Origin of the sequence: Streptomyces mirabilis (genome assembly GCF_018310535.1) — a bacterium.
Lineage (GTDB): Bacteria > Actinomycetota > Actinomycetes > Streptomycetales > Streptomycetaceae > Streptomyces.
This window is the reverse complement of the sequence record NZ_CP074102.1, coordinates 5,416,344-5,434,951: the sequence shown is the minus strand read 5'-3', so window position 1 is coordinate 5,434,951 and position 18,608 is coordinate 5,416,344. Positions and strand designations below refer to the sequence as shown.

The following is an 18,608-nucleotide window of genomic DNA, read 5'->3' as shown; positions in this document are numbered from 1 at the left end:
GACCAGGACGCGGTAGCGCCCCTCGGCCGTCACCGGTGCCGCGCCACGAGCCGTCCCCGGACCGCCGCCCGCCCCCACGCGCCGGATGGCGGCGCGGCACCGGCGATGTTCACGACCCGGATCAGGTGACGCATGTTCCCTCTTTCCTCGGCGCGGACGGCACAGGTGTCCGGAGGCATCCTCCCCCTGTGGGGCGGAGGGGATTCCTCTGTCCCGGGACTCCCTGAGACGGGACGTCCGCCGGGTCGCGGAAAGTTCCGGCCGGCGGGCACCCCCGCGCGGGAAGCGCGCCCGGAATCTACCCGGTCGGCAGCAACTTCTCGCGTCCGCGGGCCCGGTACTCGGCCAGCAACCCCTCGATGTCCGGCTCGCGCAGTCTGCGGTACGCGGACTCCCCCGGCGGGCGCCACCACACCGGGTCGGCACAGCGGAAGCCCTCGCGGCGCAGCCCCACCCGGTGGATCTTGTTGGTGGCGGTGACGGGCATCCGCGTCACGATCCGGACGAAGCGGGGTGCCATCTTGGTCCCCAGGTCGGGCTGGGCGAGGAGGAAGGCCGCGAAGGCCGACGGGTCGAAGCCGGCCCCCTCGCGCGGCGCGATCGCCGCCATCACCTGGTCCCCGGCCACCGGGTCGGGGATCGCGTACACCGCCACGGCGGCGGCGTCCTCGTGGCGGGCGAGGATGTTCTCGATCATCGCGGCGGCGAGGTTCTCGCTGTCGACGCGCAGTCGGTCGTCGGCCCGCCCGGCGAAGTAGAGGAAGCCATCGCTGTCGCGGTAGAAGAGGTCCCCGGTCCAGTACCAGCCCTCGCGGCGGCGGTCGGCGTCCGCGGCGGGGTTGCGCCAGTAGCCCTCGAAGGGGTTGGGTCCGCGGTTCACCAACTCCCCTATCGCCACATCCCCGTTGAGAAGCCTCCCGTCCTCGGCGAAGACGGCGGGCGGGCACTCGGCCCCTGTCTCCGGGGCGACCACCGCGAGGTCGTCGCGGGGCGCCGCCCGCCCGATCGCGCCGGCCGGGGCGCCGGGCGTCCACTGGATGGCGGCGCCGCCCTCGGACGAGCCGTACCCCTCCACCAGCCGTACCCCGAAGCGCTTCTCGAAGGCGGCCGCGTCCACGGCCCCGGCCTCCGTCCCGAACCCCATCCGCAGCGGGTTGTCACGGTCGTCGCCGCGGGCGGGCGTGGCCAGCAGGTACTGCACCGCGCGGCCCACATAGGTGAAGTACGTCGCCCCGCAGGCCCGTACGTCCGCGAGGAACCCCGACGCCGAGAAGCGCCGCCTCAGCGCGATCCCCGCGCCCGCCGCCAGCGCGGGCGCCCAGTCGGCGATCACCGCGTTGCCGTGGAACATCGGCATGCAGATGTAGTGCGTGTCGTCCGGGCGCACCCCGAACTGCTCGACGAGCGAGCGCCCGGCGGCGGCCAGCCGTCCCTGGGTGCAGATCGCGGCCTTGGGGGCGCCGGTCGAGCCGGAGGTGAAGTAGAGGAGGAGGCGGGCGTCCGGCGACACGGAGGGCGCCGCGTCCGGCTTCGCGCCCTCGTACGGCGCGAGGAGTTCCCCGTACGCCTCGGTGTCGCTGACCAGGACGCGTACGCCGGGCAGTTCGAGGCCGTCGAGGAGCGGCAGGTGGGTCCGCTCGGTGACCAGGACACGGCACTCGGTGTGCAGGATGTCGCGGGCCAGTTCGGGGCCGCGCCGGGTCGGGTTGATCCCGGCGACGGCGGCACCGGAGAGGGCCGCCGCGCTCAACCACATTGGATATTCGGGGGTGTTGTCGAGCAGCACCCCGACGTGCGGTGCGGCGCCGGGCGGCAGCAGGTCGGCGAGGAGCGCCGCCCGCGCCGCCGCGCCCGCCGCCACCCCGTGATGGCTCAGCACCCGCCCCTCGAACCACAGTCCCGGCCGGTGGTCGCCCCACCGTTCCTGTACGAGTTCCGCGACGGTACGCCTCATGGACCCCATGGGGGCGCACGATAATTGACGGATCGTCAGAAGGGGAGGTCCGTGCCTTCGAAGCCGTCTCCGCCGGACGAGTCGTCCATCGAGAAGAACCCGTGGACACCCACCATGAAGCCGATGCAGAAGAGGATGATCACCGTACAAAAGATCAAGATGCCCACGGTTCCCGCAGCCAGCTTGCCCCGGCTCGGCGTGCGAGCCGTGGCCTTCTCCGGGCGCTCGGCGACGTAGTGGACGGTGACGATGTCGCCCTCGATGATCGTCGCCGGGCCATTCTTCTCCTCGAAGCGGACCGTGCGGCCGTCGCGCGCCATGAACTCGTACACGTGGTGCAGGGTCGTACTCACAGAGGTGTCGCCCCCGCCACCGCTGGTCGTCGTGAAGGACCGCAAACAGCGCGCCTCGGCGGTCAGCCCGCTGCTCCAAGCCCGGTTCATGTCCAGTGAGCGGCGGATCACCGCGACCGCCATGGATATGGCAACGGCCATGATCAGTCCTGGCACGGCATAGAAGAACACGTCCACGACATTCCCCCGTTGTCCGGTACAGCTCCACGCACGCCGTCATGGTCATGTCGACGTGCGTGGAACCTACCCGTGGGGGGTGCGCGAGCTCCTCAAGAGAGGCTCAGAACATTTCCGGTCGGGACGCGCTCAGAACGTGACGTCCGCGCACGAGTAGAACGCGTTCGCGGTGTCGGCGATCGTCCACACGCCGAGGATGACATGGTGACCGCTCAGTCCGGAGGGCAGCGTGCCGGTGTGACTGAACGTGGACGGCGGGCGCTGCCCGTTGTACGGGACGGTCAGGAACGGGGTGGTGTTCAGGTCCGCCCTGGTCAGTGCGTGGTTCTGGTTCCAGCCGGACTTGGTGACGAAGTACTTGAAGTCGGTCGTGGCGTGCACGGCCGTGAACTGCCAGCGGAAGGTGTAGCTCTGCCCGCCGGTGACCTTGGTCGTCGGCCAGGCCGCACCCGAGGGGGTCTTGGGCTGGTCGAGCTGGCCGAAGTTGGTGTGGTTCGCGGAACAGATCTGACCGTCCGCGGGACCCGCCGCCGGGAAGCCCTTCGGGCCCTCGACGCTCTGGGGCTCCCACTGGATGTCGCCGCAGTTGGCAACGCTGCCCCCGTTGGCGGCGCACAACTTCTGCCGGCTGAGGGGCTGGTCGGTGTAGCCGTGGGCGTCGGCTCCGCCGGTGGAGAGCACGAACGTGCCCGCCGTGGCGAGGCCCACGACAGCGGCGTACACCTTGGCTTTCCTGGTGGTACGGACCCTTGTCGCATGGGTCCCGGTCGTCCGTATGCGCATGCTGCCGCTCCTGGAGGACGTGGGGGAGGTTCTCGTGAGCCGTGCGCGCGATTTTCAGGTCTAGACCAAGTCCCAGATTATTGCCGCGACTTGAACATGTCCAGACCAATCACCAAGCTGTCGGTCCCCGTCACGGCCCCGCTGTCGGACCCCTTCACGGCGAGGCCTCCCTGCGCCCCGTGTAGAACGCCACCGTCAGGTCCTTCACCAGTGCCTTGCGCTCGTAGTCGTCGAGTTCGACCAGCCCGCGCATGGTCAACCGGGTCACCGTGTCCTCGACGGAGTCGACGACGGAGGTGAGCACGGTGTCGCGGTGCTGGGCGTCCAGGGTCGCGATCCGGCGGCGCTGCATCACGGCCGCGACCTCGGGGGCGTACTCGATCCGGGTCGGCTGCGCCGAGAACACCTCCAGGCCGACCGGCGCGGTGTCCGCGGCGATCATCCCGGTGAGCACCTCGCCGACCGCGTCCGTGTTGCGCAGAGTCGCCACGTCCTTGATGACGGCGGGCGGCGCCTCGGCCGGCAGCTGCGAGAGCATCCTCGACATCGCCGCCTCCACGCACTCGCGCAGATACGTCTCGTGGTCCTCGACGCCGAGCACGGCCCGCGCGGTGTCCTTGACCCGCCACACCACGAGCACCACCACCCGCAGCGCGACCCCGTTCGCGTCGACCACCGACATCGGCTCACTGCGCCAGTGCCGCAGCCGTACGTCGACCCGGCGCCGCAGCACCATCGGGTTGATCCACAACAGCCCGGTGCGCCGGACCGTGCCCCGGTAGCGGCCGAAGAGGCCGAGCACCCAGGCCCGCCCGGTCCGGCCGCGGGAGAGCCCGCCGAACCCGAACAGTCCGAGCGCGCCGGCCCCGGCGTACGCGGCCCACTGCGCGGGGCCGAGACCGGCGCCCGCGTACCAGGGCAGCCCGATCACCCTCCCCGCACTGTGCGGAAGCACACCCGACCACCAGGTGGTGAGTACACATCCGGCCACCCCGCAGGCCCCGGCCAGCACACCCGCCACTCCGGGCAGCACCCGTGCGGGGCGCTCCACCAGTTCGGGGTCGACCTCCGGCACCGGGCGCGGGGCCCGGCCCAGCATGGGACGCCGGATCCGGGGCTGTTCGCCCGTGCCGCGCCGCCGCCCCACCACGGCGGGCGAGAGCGGCACGGACACCGGTTCGGGGTCGTCCCGGAAGAGCAGATGGACGGGGATCTCGGTGGTCGCCTCGTTGTGGATGAGCCGGGCGGACCGGGAAGCGCCGCCCTCCGGCGTTCCCCCGGACTCCGGGGTGGGTGAAGTCGTCGTACTCATAGCTGCCTCCATGCCTCCGCGCGTGGAAGAGTGATCCCGGCCCTGTCACAAGAAGAGCCGGCGCCAGGTCTCCGGCCCCGGACAGCCGTCCGCCGCGCCGCCGCGCCAGCCCTGCGCCCGCTGGAACGCCTCGACGCCCCGCCGGTCCGCCTCGCCCCAGCGCGGCCCCGGACCCGACGTGTAGTACTTGCCGAACCCCTTCTTGACGAGTTGCTCCCCGAGCCGGGTGACGAACTCGTTGTCGGCGCCCGGCCGGAACAGCCCGCGCCCCGGATAGCCGGGCACGGACGGCACGGACGCCGCGGACGGAATAGACGACACGGACGGATTGGTCGGGACGGAGGGGGCGGCGGCGGGGGCGGCGGGCACGGACGGGGCCGAGAACCCCTTCGTCCCCGGTCCGCCCACCGACGGGGCCCCCGGCGCGGGCCTCCCCGTCGCCGAAATGTCCCTGCCCTTCCTCCCCACCAGGTAGGACCAGGTCTGCGGCCCCGGCAGCCCGTCCGCGTCCGTGCCGCGCCAGCCCTGCGCCCACTGGAACGCCTGGGTGGCCCGCCGGTCCGCGTCCGACCAGCTCGATCCGGATCCGGCCGAGTAGAAGCGGTCCGCGCCGCGTTCCACGAGGAGCCGGCCCAGCCGGGTGACGTGAGGGTTGTCCGCGCCGGGGCCGAAGAAGGACCGGCCCGGGTAGCGGCTGCTCGTGACCCCCGGCGCCGAGGCGGCCGCGCCGCTCTTCCCCTCGGCCAGCCCCTTGTAGCGGTAGGGCACATAGCGGTCCGAGTTGGTCCAGTAGGCGTACGGAGTGGACTGCCCGCGGGTGTGCGGGCGCGTCTGTTCATAGGCGAGGTAATACGTGTGGGTGTAGTCCGACCAGCCGCCGAAAAGAACGACGTGCGAGCCTTTCTCGGGATCCGCCGGATTGTGGAAGAGGAGTATGTCGCCGGGCTGCAACTGGTCGCGCGAAATGCGTACGCCGAACGTGTTGAGACTGCCCGTCCCCTCGTTTCCCGGCAGGTTCCAGGCCATCGAGACAAAGCCCGAACAGTCCTGCCGGTATCCGTCGGCCCAGTACTCGGACATGCTGTACGGCACCCGCGAGGCGACCCACTTCTTGGCCCGGTTGATGATCGCCGCCCGGGTGGTCGCGGGGAGCTCGCCCCCGACCCCGGGCCTCGCGGGCCCCGCCGGGCCCCCGTCCACGCCGTGCAGCGGGGCCTTGTCACCCTGCGGGGTGGGCTCGTCACCTCGGGGGTCGCCCGGCCGGGCGGGTCCGTGCGCCGCGGCCACGGCCGGCACCGACTGGCCCGCGGCGAGGACGGTGCCCGCCGCCGCGGCCAGCAGCAGCGCGCCCCGCGCCGCCGGGTGTCCCACGGGCCCGGGCAGTGCGGAAGGGGGAATGACGCGCCGCCAGTGCTCGCATCCGGGGCAATCGCAATCGCTCGCGGGATCGAATTCCTCGAACACCGGAGTCTCCATGAGATTCCCCTCACACCACAGGTCCATATCTCCGCACTTCTGCACACTCGCCAGTTTCGCAACTGTCGTCTCTTGTCGCATGTTGACGGTCCGAATGATGTACAGGGACCACTTTCGGCCGGTCCGGGACGCCTCACCGCTCACTTCACGGCACCCCCGTGGTCCGGAGCACCCTCCCCGGTCAGGTAGAGTTCTCGGGTCAGCAGGCGCCGCTAGCTCAGTTGGTTAGAGCAGCTGACTCTTAATCAGCGGGTCCGGGGTTCGAGTCCCTGGCGGCGCACCGACACCGAAGGGCTCCTCACCAGCGTGAGGGGCCCTTCGGCTTTACGGGCGGGGCGAGTCCGCCACGGGGACAACCAGTACAAAGAGGTGCACAGGAGCGCATACGGGTCGGTCATATGCGCCCGGCGTATGGGGCGGTGACCCCATCTTCGTACACGCGTCCCAATTAGCGCGTATGACCGGTTAACACCGCGTTTCGCATCTTGCGATCATGATGAACACCGTAGAACCCTGGGCTTCAAGGGACTGTCGATACCTGACAGTTGGGGGTATGGCCGGTTGCGACCATGGGGGGTTGGGGGCCCCGTTCATGAACCGATGCCGAGGGGGGCATCATGCAACCGGAAGGTCGCATTTCCATGTCTCCGTTGTGTGGAGGATGTGGTGATGCCGACCTGCCAGCATGCGTCCGTGACGGTCAAGGGGGACTCGAACGGGCGACAAGAACCGACGAACACGCACCTGGACGTGCGTGCGGGGGGAATGACTCATGACGTCGACGCCGACGGGCGCCCGGCAGAACTTCGACCCGTCTGAGACGACCCAGCTCCGGATGCCATCGCACCGGACCGGCAGCAACTTCCGCAGGATCAAGAAGACCCTGCCGAGATACGACTACGAGCACTACAGCCGACTCGCGGGTCCCCTCACACAGCCCGATCCGAACAAGCCGTACAAGGTGCAGTACCGCTCGCTGCTGTCCCAGGAGCCGCACCGCATACGAGCCGCTCTGATGCTGGGCGCCGCGCCGCTGCTGTCGCTGATCCTGCTGGGCTGGCTGCTCCAGCCGGAGCACTGGACCGAACGCGACTACCCGGCCTACGACTTCCTGCCGGTGCTCGACATCGTGATGCTGGTCTCGATCGGTCTGATCGAGTTCTTCCGCTGCATGAACGTGCTGTCGAACGCGCACGCCACCCTGGTCGCCCGCGACCCGATCCCGGTGGTCCCTGAGACCGGCACCAGAGTCGCCTTCCTCACCTCCTTCGTACCCGGCAAGGAACCCCTCGCCATGGTGACCAAGACCCTGGAGGCGGCCGTCAAGCTGCGCCACCGGGGCCTTCTGCACATCTGGCTCCTCGACGAGGGTGACGACCCGGAGGTGAAGGAGGTCTGCGAGCGCCTGGGCGTGCACCACTTCTCCCGCAAGGGCGTCGCGAAGTGGAACCAGGCCAAGGGCCCGCACCGCGCCAAGACCAAGCACGGCAACTACAACGCCTGGCTGGAGGCGCACGGCGACGAGTACGACTTCTTCGCCTCGGTCGACACCGACCACGTGCCGCTGCCCAACTACCTGGAGCGGATGCTCGGCTTCTTCCGCGACCCGGACGTCGGCTTCGTCATCGGCCCGCAGGTCTACGGCAACTACGACAACCCCATCACCAAGGCCGCCGAGTCCCAGCAGTTCCTCTTCCACGCGCTGATCCAGCGGGCCGGCAACCGCTACGGCGCGCCGATGTTCGTGGGCACCTCCAACGCCGTACGCATCAAGGCGCTCAAGCAGATCGGCGGTCTGTACGACTCGATCACCGAGGACATGGCGACCGGCTTCGAGATGCACCGCGCGAAGAACCCGGCGACGGGCAGGAAGTGGCGCTCGGTCTACACCCCGGACGTCCTCGCGGTCGGCGAGGGCCCGAACGCCTGGACGGACTTCTTCACCCAGCAGCTGCGCTGGTCCCGGGGCACGTACGAGACGATCCTCAAGCAGTACTGGAAGGGCTTCTTCTCGCTTCCGCCGAGCAAGCTCTTCAACTACACCATGATGATCATCTTCTACCCGATGTCCGCCCTCAACTGGATCCTCGCGGCCCTCAGCTGCGCACTCTTTCTGGGCCTGGGCGCATCCGGTGTGAACATCGACCCGACGGTCTGGCTGATGCTGTACGGCAACGCCTCCGCGCTGCAGATCGGCCTGTACGTGTGGAACCGCCGGCACAACGTCTCCCCGCACGAGCCCGAGGGCTCGGGCGGCGTGGCGGGCATGATCATGTCGGCGCTCTCCGCGCCGATCTACGCCCGCTCGCTGATGGACGCGGTGCTGCGCCGCAAGAGCAAGTTCGTGGTGACCCCCAAGGGGGATTCGGCCAGCCCCGACACACTGTTCGGGACCTTCCGGATCCACCTGTTCTTCATCCTGGTCTTCGCCGGCTCGATCGTCGCCGGACTCCTGCTCGGGCACTCCCACCCCGCGATGATCACCTGGGCCTCCTTCGCCCTGCTGATCACCGCCTCGCCGATCCTCGCCTGGCAGTGGTCGCTGCGCCAGGCGAAGAAGAAGCCGTCGGTGCCGCCCGCCTCACCCGAGGAGACGGTGCCGCTGCCCGCTCAGGCCTCGGCACCCCAGCAGGAGCAACACGCGCCGCACGCGCCGCACGCGCCGCACGCCCCGCAGCACAAGCCCAGCTGGGCGGCGGCACAGGGCGGCGGGAGCGGCGGAGGCAATGACCAGACCATGCAGATTTCCCTTGGGGGACGTAAGAAATGAAAGACGGTGCCCGTCGCCGCCGTGCTCGTCGTCTTGCGATAGGCGGGGCGGTGGTGCTCGCGCTGGCCGGGATGAACGGGCCGTGGGTGTACCGCTTCAGCACGGAGAAATACCACGACTACACGATCAACAAGCCCGAGTACAAGGCCAAGAACGGGCACTGGGACATCATCCAGTTCCCCAAGGAGTACAGACAGAACACCATCCACGCGGCCCTGCTGCACACCGGCAAGATCCTGTTGATCGCGGGCTCGGGCAACAACCAGGACAACTTCGACGCGAAGAAGTTCGACACGCGGATCTGGGACCCGGTCAAGGGCACCATCAAGAAGATCCCGACGCCGGCCGACCTGTTCTGCACGGGCCACACCCAGCTCGCCAACGGCAATCTGCTGATCGCGGGCGGCACCAAGCGGTACGAGACCCTGAAGGGTGACGTCACCAAGGCGGGCGGCCTGATGGTCGTCCACAACGAGAACCCGGACAAGCCGATCACGCTGCCCGCGGGCACCAAGTTCACCGGCAAGGAGAACGGCAAGACGTTCGTCTCCAAGGACCCGGTGCTCGTCCCGCGCGCGACGAAGGTCTTCGACAAGGCGACCGGCAAGTTCCTGCGCAACGACCCGGGCCTCGGCCGTATCTACGTCGAGGCACAGCGCAGCGGCCAGAAGTACGAGACGGGCACCCAGGACAACTACCGCATCCAGGGTCTGACCGGCGCCGACGCCCGCAACACCTACGGCATCGCACAGAAGCTCGCCCTGGACAAGAAGGACTTCCAGGGCATCCGGGACGCGTACGAGTTCGATCCGGTCGCCGAGAAGTACATCAAGGTCGACCCGATGAACGAGGCCCGCTGGTACCCGACGCTCACCACCATGAGCGACGGCAAGATCCTCAGCCTCTCCGGTCTGGACGAGATCGGCCAGCTGGTCCCGGGCAAGAACGAGGTGTTCGACCCGAAGACCAAGAAGTGGACGTACACCAAGGGAATCCGCCAGTTCCCGACCTACCCCGCGATCTCCCTGATGCAGAACGGCGAGATGTTCTACTCGGGCTCGAACGCGGGCTACGGACCGGACAACGTGGGCCGCGACCCCGGCATCTGGGACGTGGCCACCAACAAGTTCACCAAGCTGCCGGGCCTGAGCGACCCCAACATGATGGAGACGTCCGGCACGGTGCTGCTGCCGCCCGCGCAGGACGAGAAGTACATGGTGATCGGCGGCGGGGGGGTCGGCGAGTCCAAGCTGTCCAGCAAGAAGACCCGGCTGATCGACCTCAAGGACAAGAGCCCGAGGTTCGTGGACGGGCCCGAGCTGGAGAAGGGCACCCGCTACCCGCAGTCCTCGATCCTGCCGGACGACACCGTCCTCGTCTCCGGTGGCTCCGAGGACTACCGGGGGCGCAGCGCCTCCAACATCCTCCAGGCGCGGATCTACAACACCAAGTCGAACACCTTCGACCGGGTCGCCGATCCGCTGGTGGGCCGCAACTACCACTCGGGCTCGATCCTGCTGCCCGACGGCCGGGTGATGTTCTTCGGCTCCAACTCGCTCTACGCGGACAAGGCCAACACCAAACCGGCCACGTTCGAGCAGCGCATCGAGATCTACACGCCGCCGTACCTCTACCGGGACTCGCGGCCCGATCTGACGGGCGGTCCGAAGACGATCGCGCGCGGCGGCTCGGCGACGTTCACCTCGCAGCACGCGTCGACCATCAGGACGGCCCGGCTGATCCGGCCGAGCGCGTCCACGCACGTCACCGACGTCGACCAGCGTTCCATCGCGCTGGACTTCAAGAAGACCAAGAACGGGGTCACGGTGACCGTGCCGAAGAACCGGAATCTCGTGGAGTCCGGTTGGTACATGCTGTTCGTGACGGACGACCAGGGGACCCCGAGCAAGGCGCAGTGGGTCAAGGTGCCGTGATCTCTGAGAGTTGTACGTGACCGGGGGCGCCCTTCGCGAGAAGGGCGCCCCCGCTTGAATGCTCGTTCTTGGCCGCGAAGGGGAACGTTTCCGATCCCGGGCTCTCTGCGGTCCGCGCGCCCGAGAGGGCGCGAGCGAGTCAGGAGAGCCAGTCGGCGTATCGAGTGGGCGCGAGGTGAGCGTCCTTGTCGGTGAGGACGTCGCCCTTGACGACGGCGAACATGCCGGCGGTGGGGTCGGTGACGACGGTACGGTTGTCGCCCTTGCGGGACAGGGTGATCCGGCCCAGCTCGTCCAGGGCGAAGATCTCGGGGCCGGCAATGTTGCGAACGCCATTGAGCGGGGCGCCCGCGGCGACCTCCGCGACCGCGTCGGCCACGTCCTTGGAGGCGATCGGCTGGATCGGCGTGGCGGGCAACCGGACGGTGTCGCTGTCGGCGGTCCAGGACAGGACGGCGTCCATGAAGTCCATGAACTGCGTCGCCCGGACGATCGAGTAGGGGATCGGCCCGGCCGCAAGGATGTTCTCCTGGAGCGCCTTGGCACGGTAGTAGTCGAGCTCCGGCACCTGGTCCGTGCCGACGATCGAGAGGATGACGAAGTGGCCGACGCCGCCCTTCCGGGCCGCGGCCAGAAGGTTGTCCATCGAGGTCTGGAAGAAGGCCGGGGAGGCTTCGTCGAAGGTCGGGGAGTTCGTCAGGTTGACGACGACGTCGGCTCCCGCCACCGCCTCGTCCAGTCCCTGGCCGCTGATGACGTCGATTCCGGTCGACTGCGAGTGCGGTACCGCCTCGTGTCCGGCGGCGTTCAGATTCTTGACGACCTGCGACCCGATCAGTCCGGTACCGCCGATGACCGCGATCTTCATGACACGCCTTTCGTTGGAATTGTGTCCGCAATATGACATATGAACCACTGTGTGTACGGCAAGGAACGGCGCTTCGACCGACTGAAGGCGGACGGTGTCAGCAACCGTCGACGAACGTGACCGTCTCTTCGAGTGGCACCCGGCCCGTACGGGCGTATCCCACCGTGACGTCCTCGAACCCGATCGACATGCCGCAGAAGAGGATGAGCTCGTCCGGGGGTGACAGGACCTCCGCGACGGTCCTGTGATACTTCGCCCATGCCATCTGCGTGCAACTGTGCAGCCCTTCGGCGCGGAGCAGCAGCATGACGGTCTGCAGATACATGCCGACGTCGGACCATTGGGCCGGGCCCAGGTCGCGGTCGATGTAGCAGAACAGGGCGGCGGGCGCACCGAAGCAGTCCCAGTTCGCGGAAGCGGCCCTCTGGCGCGCCTCCAGGTCCTCGCGCGGAATACCGAGTGCGCCGTAGCGCTGCTCACCGAAGGCGGACCGGCGTTCGCGGTACGGGGACTTCAGCGCGGGCGGGTACTGCTCGTACTCCGGCTCGTCCCAGGGGTCGCCCGCGGCCAGGCGCTCGCCGGCGCGCTTCTTGAGCTCGGCCAGCGGCCGGTCGGTCAGCACGTAGGCGCGCCACGGCTGGAGGTTCGATGCGGACGGTGACCAGGCCGCGGCGGACAGCACGCGCTCCAGCGTCTCCCTCGGGACATGCCGGTCGGTGAATCCGCGCACTGCCCGGCGGCTCGCGACCGCCTCATAGACGTCCAAGATCACCCACCTCCGATCTGCTCGATGCTCATTTCCGTTACAGTCACGACAGTATCATTCAATACTATCTCGTGTTTGACTATCGCTGAGTACGGATCTTCAGCCCCTGGTTCCCCGCCTCGGGCACTGCTCTTTGGAGAAAGCCATGGCCACGCTGCTGCACATCGACTCGTCCGTGTTCCCCGGCGAGGCGTCCTCGTCCCGTTCGGTCGCGGACGCCTTCCGCAAGGCCTGGGAAGAACAGCACCCGGAGGGCACGGTGATCTACCGCGACATCGCCGCCGACCCCGTCCCGCACATCACCGCCGCCGCCCACACCGCCGGTTTCGCCGCCCCGTCCGAACACACCCCGGAGCAGTCCGCCGCGTTCGCCGCGCGCGTGAATCTCATCGAGGAGCTGGAGCAGGCGAACGCCGTCCTGATCGGCGCCCCCATGTACAACTACTCGATCCCGTCGACCCTCAAGGCATGGCTGGACAACGTGATCCTGCTCGGCCGCACCGCGGGCGAGACCCCCTCCGCCCAGGGCACCCCGGTCACCGTCGTCGCCAGCCGCGGCGGCTCCTACGCGCCGGGCACTCCGCGCGAGGGCTACGAGTACGTCCAGAACTACCTGGAGGCCGTCCTCAAGGGCATGCTCGGCCTGGACCTCGACTTCATCGTCCCGGAACTCACCAGCGCCCCCCGCAACCCGGCCATGTCCGAACTGGTCCCCCTCTACGAGGCCTCACGCGAGCGCGCCTTCGAGGACGCGACCACCAAGGGCAAGGAACTCGCGGAGCGCCTCGCCGCGTAACCCCCGGGCCCTGGACGCCGTGTGACGCCTCGCCCCGGGACGTCACACGGCCCCAGCGTGAATGCGTCCCGTGATTTCGCGACTCCGGGACTGCGCGGGTGGGGCAGGCAACCGTCATGCGGCGCGCTTACGCCTCGCCGCCCGCGGGATGGGCGAACCGGGTCAGCAGATCCGTCAGCTGCTCGGGCTCGCCGGGCCCCAGTTCGGCAACCAGACGCTCGGCCAGCGGCTCCGCCGCCACATGTGCTGCGTCGAAGAGCTCGACGCCCTGAGGCGTGATCTCCACCGCCCGCACCCGCCGGTCCCCCGGAACGGACTTGCGCACGGCCAGCCCCTTACGCTCCAGGTCGTCCACGACCCGCATGATTCCCGCCTTGTCCGACCCCGTCGCCGCCGCCAAGTCCCGCTGCACCGTGGGCCCGCGATCGATCAACACGATCAGCACGGCAAAATGCCGCAACTCGATGCCGAGCGGCCGAAGCGCCTCCTCCATCACCGCGGCCGCGCGCCAGTGCGCCCGGCGCAGCAGCAGGCCGAGAGCGAAAGGCGAGGCGTCCCCGGGGCGGTCGGTCACACGCGAGGCGGTGGTTCCGTGAGGAACGTCGGCGGTCATGAGGCCACAGTACAGCCGTCCATTCATTCGATACGGTATCGTTTGAAACCAAATGCGGTCGGCTCAGCCGCTGGCCTTTGCGAGCTTCAACGCATAATCGGCCCACCATTCACCGGCCTTGGGCCCCCCCTTGCACTCCCCGTCCGACTCCCCCGGCCGCTTGACCCAGAGATACGCGTCGACGAGCGGATCGGCGGTCTTCGTCGTCGGGGTCTCGCCCAACGCGCGCCCCGGCGGGTTGCACCAGTTCTCGTCCGCGTCGCCGGCCGTGTAGGGACCGTTTCCGTTGCGACTGGTGTCGATGACGAAGTGCTTGCCGCCGACCTTCGCGGACAGTTGCTTGCCGTACGCGATGGAGTCCTGGGTCGAGTAGAAGTTGGAGACGTTGACGGAGAAGCCGTCGGCCTGGTCGATGCCCGCCCGCTTCAGCGGCTGGAAGATCTGGTCGGGGTGGCCCCAGCCCGCGTTGCCCGCGTCGAGGTACACCTTCGTGTTCTTCAGGGCCTTGAGCTTGGTGACCGCGGTCTCGAGGAGGAAGTACCGCTCCTCCTGGAACTGTGCCGGAGTGCACTGGTTGACCAGGTGCAGAATGGCGTCCGGCTCCAGGATCACCGTGGCGGGCCGGTCCTGGATGCCGCGGGCGACCCCGTCGATCCAGGCCTTGTAGGCGTCGCCGTCCGCCGCGCCGCCCTGCGAGAACTGGCCGCAGTCGCGGTGCGGGATGTTGTAGAGGACCAGGATGGCCGCCCGGTCGGCCTGCTGCGCCGCCTCGGTGAAACCGCGCGCCTCCTGCTCGGGGTTCTCCGGCCCGATCCACTCGCCGGTCGGCTGTTCGGCTATCTTGCGGATCTGCCCGGCGTCGTCCTTCTTGCCCGCCTTGACGTACGCGGCGACCTGCTCGGCCGCGTTGCCCGCCGGGTTGACCCAGAACGGGTCGGAGTTCTTGGGCTGTTGTGTGACCTTGGAACCGGAACCGTCGCTCTTGTCGCCGCCGCCCCCGGAGGAACACCCCGCGAGCACCAGCAACGCCCCCACCACCGCGACGGACGCCCGAGCCCCGGCCCCCTTACTGCCGTACATGCAACTCCCCCTCGGGTGCACTGTCCTTGGGGTCAATCGTGACATAGGTGGCGCCTCGCCCACGAGATCGCCCACCCCTTGTCGGTGAGCTGTTACAGCCCTGGGGACGGGTCCTAGGCCAGAACGCTCATACGTTCTAGAGTTGCCTCAAACGGACCCAGAACCTCCCGCGCCGACCGCCGGGTTACTCCCGCAGCCCGTGCGCGCGCGGTCGAGGACCAGCCCGGTCGGCGGCTCCTGGGGGAGCGGGCCGCCGACCGGGCCAGGTGGAACCGGTGACCGGGCACCGGCCGCGGTCACCGGACGCATCGTCTGCGGGTCACCCGATTCATCGTCCGCGGCCCGTGAGGTACGCCGACACGACCACGTTCGCGGTGTAGGTGCGGCTCACCCGGTCGAAGGTGCCGCCGCAGGTGACGAGCCGCAGCTCGGCCCGCCCCGACTCCCGTGGCCCGTAGGCCTGTCGGGCGTCGAAGTGCTCGCGCGGGAAGACCTGCACGTCGTCCACGGTGAACTCGGCGACCGTCCCGTCGTCGCGGACCACCCGGACCGTCTGCCCCGGCCGTACCGTGCTGAGTTTGTAGAAGACCGCGGGCCGGGTCTGGGTGTCGACGTGCCCCACGAACAGCGCGGTCCCGGCCGCCCCCGGCCGCACTCCGGCGGCGTACCAGCCGACCACGCCCGGTTGGTCGAAGGGCGGTGGGTCGATCGCCCCCTGCCCGTCGAGCCCGCGGCCCACGACCGGCGCCTGCACCCCCATCGAGGGAATGTCGATGCGCTGTGGCGCGGCGTTCGTCAGCGGCTTCAGCGCGGGCGGCAGCAGTACCTCGGGCGGTCGTCCGACCGCCGCGATGTCCCCCGTCGTCGGCGCCGATATCCCCTGCCGTACGTCGGTCAGCTCACGGCCCCACAGCCACAGCCCGAGCAGCAGTACCGCCCAGGCGACACCGGTCAGCAGCCGGCCGGCGCCGGAGGAACGCCCGTGTTCGGGCATGTCGTCGGACATGTCAGTCTCGGGTGTCGTGGCCCCGGCGCGCGCTGCGGACCGCGACCGCCACCGCGGCGGCGCTCGCGAGGACGAGGCCGATCACCGCGTGCTTGGTGCCGGGGCTCGACGAGCGGGCGTCCACGGAGGCGAAGTGCGCGGTGCCGCCGCCGCCCGCGTGCACGGGGGCGACGGGCGAGGCCAGGCCGGTCGGGACGGCGAGGGCGGACCTCAGGGAGGTCGGACCGCCCGGCGCGGCGACCGTGACCGTGCCGGTCACCCGGTCCTGGCGGCCGTCACAGCTGACCTTGACCTCGTAGGTACCGGCCGTGGCCGACGAACGGACGCGGGTGTCACCGACGAGCACCCCGCCCTGGCCGGTGAGCCGCGCGTCCGCGACGAACGCCGTAGAGACCGCGGTACCGGTCGTCCCCGTACAGCCCAGCGCCCGCAGCTGGATGTCGCTGCCGGGAGCCGGGGACACGGGAGAGACGGAGACGCCGCCGTCGGCCGCGTAAGCGGCGGGAGTGAACGCCGCCGCGAGCACCGCACCGGCACAGAGAGTGAGTCGCGCACAGAGAGCGAGTCGACATGAACCCATCGTGAACCTCCAGATACCTGGAGACTCCCCCGCCGGGCCCCGGGACGCATCCTCAAACGCCCCCGACTGCTCCAAACGGGTCTCGAATGGTTTGGCGCGCGCCGGTGGCCCTCGGTCCGGACGGCGTCAGATCCGCTCGACGAGGTCCGCGATCGAGTCCACGATCCTGGAGGGCCGGAAGGGGTACTGCTCGATCTCCTCGCGGGTGGTCAGCCCGGTGAGGACGAGATAGGTCACCATGCCCGCCTCGAGGCCGGCCAGGACGTCCGTGTCCATCCGGTCGCCGATCATCGCGCTGGTCTCGGAGTGCGCCCCGATGGCGTTGAGCCCCGTCCGCATCATCAGCGGGTTCGGCTTGCCGGCGAAGTACGGCTGCTTGCCGGTCGCCTTGGTGATCAGCGCGGCCACCGCGCCGGTGGCGGGCAGCGGGCCCTCGGTGGACGGGCCGGTCTCGTCGGGGTTGGTGGCGATGAACCGGGCGCCCCCCTTGATCAGCCGGACCGCCTTGGTCATGGCCTCGAAGGAGTACGTACGGGTCTCGCCGAGGACCACGTAGTCCGGCTCATGGTCGGTCAGGACGTACCCGATGTCGTGCAGCGCCGTGGTCAGGCCCGCCTCGCCGATGACGTACGCGGTGCCGCCGGGCCGCTGGTCGTCCAGGAACTTGGCGGTGGCGAGCGCGGAGGTCCAGATGTTCTCGACCGGCACGTCCAGGCCCATGCGCCGCAGCCTGGCGTGCAGGTCGCGAGCGGTGTAGATCGAGTTGTTGGTGAGCACCAGGAACGGCTTCCCGGACTCCCGCAGCTTCTTCACGAAGGCATCCGCGCCGGGGATCGGCACGCCCTCGTGGATGAGGACGCCGTCCATGTCGGTGAGCCACGACTCGATGGGCTTGCGCTCTGCCATGGTGCTGGTTCTCCTGCCGTCCTGGCGTACTGCCGTCCTGGCGTACATACGCACACGATCCGGGGGCGCCGGAACGACGATGTGCCGACGCCCCCAGCCTAGTCAGGGTGGAGTGTCAGCTTCCCGTGGCCGTCTTCCAGTCCTCGACGTACGAGGTCAGGTTCTTGTCGATGTCGACCCAGTCCGGCTCGAAGAGCGCGACGCCGTCCATGAGCTTGGTCAGGGCGATGGCGTTCGCGTCGGTGGCCTTGACGTCCTTGCGTGCGGAGAAGCCGCCGCCGATCTCGCTGACCTGCTGCTGCGCCTTGGCGGAGAGCATGAAGTCGAGGAGTTTCCTGCCGTTGTCCGTGTGCGGGGCCTTGGTGACGAGTCCCGCGGCGTACGGGAGGGCGAAGGTGGTGGGCTTCCCGGCGGCGTCGGCGGCCTTGTCCGTGGCCTTCGGGAACCAGATGCCCAGGTTGGGCATGTCCTTGGACTGGGCGTAGTTCATCTGGACGTCGCCGTTCGCGACGAGGAGTTCGCCCTTGTCGACCTTGGGCGCGAGCTTCCCGGTGGAGGCGGACGGGCCGACGTTGTTGGCCTGGAGCTTCTTCAGGTAGGCGAGCGCCCGCTCCTTGCCGCCGAAGTCGTGGATCGCCTTGACGAGCACGGCGGTTCCGTCACCGGCGACGCCCGGGGTGGAGTACTGGAGCCGGTTCTTGTACCGCGCGTCGAGCAGCTCGTCCCAGGTGGTGGGGGCCTGCTTCAGCTCCTTCTTGTCGTAGACGAAGCCGAAGTAGTTGTTGACGACGCAGGTCCAGGTGGCGTCGGCGGCCTTGTCGCCGCCGGCGACCTGGTCGGAGCCCTTCGGGGTGTACTTCTGCAGCAGCCCCTTGCCGTCGGCCTGCTGGATGAACGGCGGGAGGGTGACGAGGACGTCGGCCTGCGGGTTGCTCTTCTCGCGGACGGCGCGCTGGACCATCTCGCCCGAGCCGCCCTCGACGTACTTGACCTTGATCCCGGTCTGCTTCTCGAAGTCCTTGAAGACCTGGTCGTACCAGCCGTCGCCGTTCTCGCCCTTGAGGCCGTCGGCGCTGTAGACGGTGACGACCTTGGCGTCGGAGGCGGCGGTGTCGCCGCCGCAGGCGGTGAGGGTGGCGGCGAGGGCGAGGCTGCCGACGACGGCGGCGATCGGCCCGAGGCGGTGGAGGTTTCTGGGCATGGCGAGATGAACTCCTTGCGATGTTCGGAAGGT

General features: G+C 69.2%; 16 protein-coding genes and 1 tRNA gene. 4 read left to right on the top strand and 13 right to left on the bottom strand.

Going from position 1 to position 18,608, the window contains the following annotated elements; all coding sequences use genetic code 11:
* Positions 1–298 precede the first annotated feature (298 nt).
* The 5 genes from SMIR_RS24005 to SMIR_RS23985 form a co-directional block, all read right to left on the bottom strand.
* Positions 299–1,963, bottom strand: a complete 1,665-nt coding sequence (locus SMIR_RS24005) for a long-chain-fatty-acid--CoA ligase (RefSeq protein WP_212727373.1) — start codon at positions 1,961–1,963, stop codon at positions 299–301.
* A gap of 26 nt (positions 1,964–1,989) precedes the next feature.
* Positions 1,990–2,484: a DUF3592 domain-containing protein gene (locus tag SMIR_RS24000; protein ID WP_212727372.1), complete on the bottom strand. Its 495-nt coding sequence runs from the start codon at positions 2,482–2,484 to the stop codon at positions 1,990–1,992.
* A gap of 129 nt (positions 2,485–2,613) precedes the next feature.
* Positions 2,614–3,267, bottom strand: a complete 654-nt coding sequence (locus SMIR_RS23995; protein ID WP_168491912.1) for a lytic polysaccharide monooxygenase auxiliary activity family 9 protein — start codon at positions 3,265–3,267, stop codon at positions 2,614–2,616.
* 154 nt (positions 3,268–3,421) lie between these two features.
* On the bottom strand, positions 3,422–4,579 hold the full coding sequence (locus SMIR_RS23990; RefSeq protein ID WP_101404977.1) for an SPFH domain-containing protein: 1,158 nt from the start codon (positions 4,577–4,579) through the stop codon (positions 3,422–3,424).
* A 45-nt stretch (positions 4,580–4,624) separates the two neighbouring features.
* The gene (locus SMIR_RS23985; RefSeq protein WP_211118716.1) at positions 4,625–6,055 is read right to left on the bottom strand and encodes a peptidoglycan-binding protein; all 1,431 of its coding nucleotides are present in this window, start codon (positions 6,053–6,055) and stop codon (positions 4,625–4,627) included.
* A gap of 206 nt (positions 6,056–6,261) precedes the next feature.
* Between SMIR_RS23985 and SMIR_RS23980 the strand changes: the two genes are divergently transcribed.
* The 3 genes from SMIR_RS23980 to glxA all read left to right on the top strand — a co-directional run bounded on the left by SMIR_RS23980 (position 6,262) and on the right by glxA (position 10,759).
* Positions 6,262–6,335 (top strand) — tRNA-Lys (locus SMIR_RS23980).
* A gap of 492 nt (positions 6,336–6,827) precedes the next feature.
* Entirely contained in the window at positions 6,828–8,825 is a 1,998-nt protein-coding gene (locus SMIR_RS23975; RefSeq protein ID WP_212727371.1) for a glycosyltransferase family 2 protein, read from the top strand.
* Positions 8,822–10,759: a radical copper oxidase GlxA gene (glxA, locus tag SMIR_RS23970; RefSeq protein WP_168491920.1), complete on the top strand. Its 1,938-nt coding sequence runs from the start codon at positions 8,822–8,824 to the stop codon at positions 10,757–10,759. Before SMIR_RS23975 ends, glxA begins: the two co-directional genes overlap by 4 nt.
* Positions 10,760–10,898: 139 nt before the next feature.
* On the opposite strand, the gene SMIR_RS23965 is transcribed toward glxA, so the two are convergent.
* Together SMIR_RS23965 and SMIR_RS23960 are read right to left on the bottom strand one after the other, a co-directional pair.
* Positions 10,899–11,627: an SDR family oxidoreductase gene (locus SMIR_RS23965; RefSeq protein WP_168491922.1), complete on the bottom strand. Its 729-nt coding sequence runs from the start codon at positions 11,625–11,627 to the stop codon at positions 10,899–10,901.
* A gap of 97 nt (positions 11,628–11,724) precedes the next feature.
* Complete coding sequence (locus SMIR_RS23960) at positions 11,725–12,393, bottom strand: nitroreductase (RefSeq protein WP_168491924.1); 669 nt, start codon at positions 12,391–12,393, stop codon at positions 11,725–11,727.
* Between the two features lie 145 nt (positions 12,394–12,538).
* Between SMIR_RS23960 and SMIR_RS23955 the strand changes: the two genes are divergently transcribed.
* Positions 12,539–13,189, top strand: coding sequence for an FMN-dependent NADH-azoreductase (locus tag SMIR_RS23955; protein WP_212727370.1), 651 nt, complete (start codon positions 12,539–12,541; stop codon positions 13,187–13,189).
* A 127-nt stretch (positions 13,190–13,316) separates the two neighbouring features.
* Here the strand turns inward: SMIR_RS23955 and SMIR_RS23950 are convergent, their stop codons facing one another.
* From SMIR_RS23950 to SMIR_RS23925, 6 genes are all read right to left on the bottom strand, one after another.
* Complete coding sequence (locus SMIR_RS23950; RefSeq protein ID WP_168491929.1) at positions 13,317–13,802, bottom strand: MarR family winged helix-turn-helix transcriptional regulator; 486 nt, start codon at positions 13,800–13,802, stop codon at positions 13,317–13,319.
* A gap of 63 nt (positions 13,803–13,865) precedes the next feature.
* A complete protein-coding gene (locus SMIR_RS23945; RefSeq protein ID WP_212727369.1) occupies positions 13,866–14,882 on the bottom strand; it encodes a glycoside hydrolase family 6 protein in 1,017 nt (338 codons plus the stop codon).
* Positions 14,883–15,210: 328 nt separating this feature from the next.
* Positions 15,211–15,876, bottom strand: coding sequence for a class F sortase (locus tag SMIR_RS23940; RefSeq protein ID WP_168501051.1), 666 nt, complete (start codon positions 15,874–15,876; stop codon positions 15,211–15,213).
* Positions 15,877–15,889: 13 nt separating this feature from the next.
* A complete protein-coding gene (locus SMIR_RS23935) occupies positions 15,890–16,468 on the bottom strand; it encodes a hypothetical protein (RefSeq protein ID WP_212727368.1) in 579 nt (192 codons plus the stop codon).
* Positions 16,469–16,594: 126 nt separating this feature from the next.
* Positions 16,595–17,374, bottom strand: coding sequence for an HAD-IIA family hydrolase (locus SMIR_RS23930; protein ID WP_168491935.1), 780 nt, complete (start codon positions 17,372–17,374; stop codon positions 16,595–16,597).
* 115 nt (positions 17,375–17,489) lie between these two features.
* Entirely contained in the window at positions 17,490–18,575 is a 1,086-nt protein-coding gene (locus SMIR_RS23925; RefSeq protein ID WP_212727367.1) for a 2-aminoethylphosphonate ABC transporter substrate-binding protein, read from the bottom strand.
* Between the last annotated feature and the right edge of the window lie 33 nt (positions 18,576–18,608).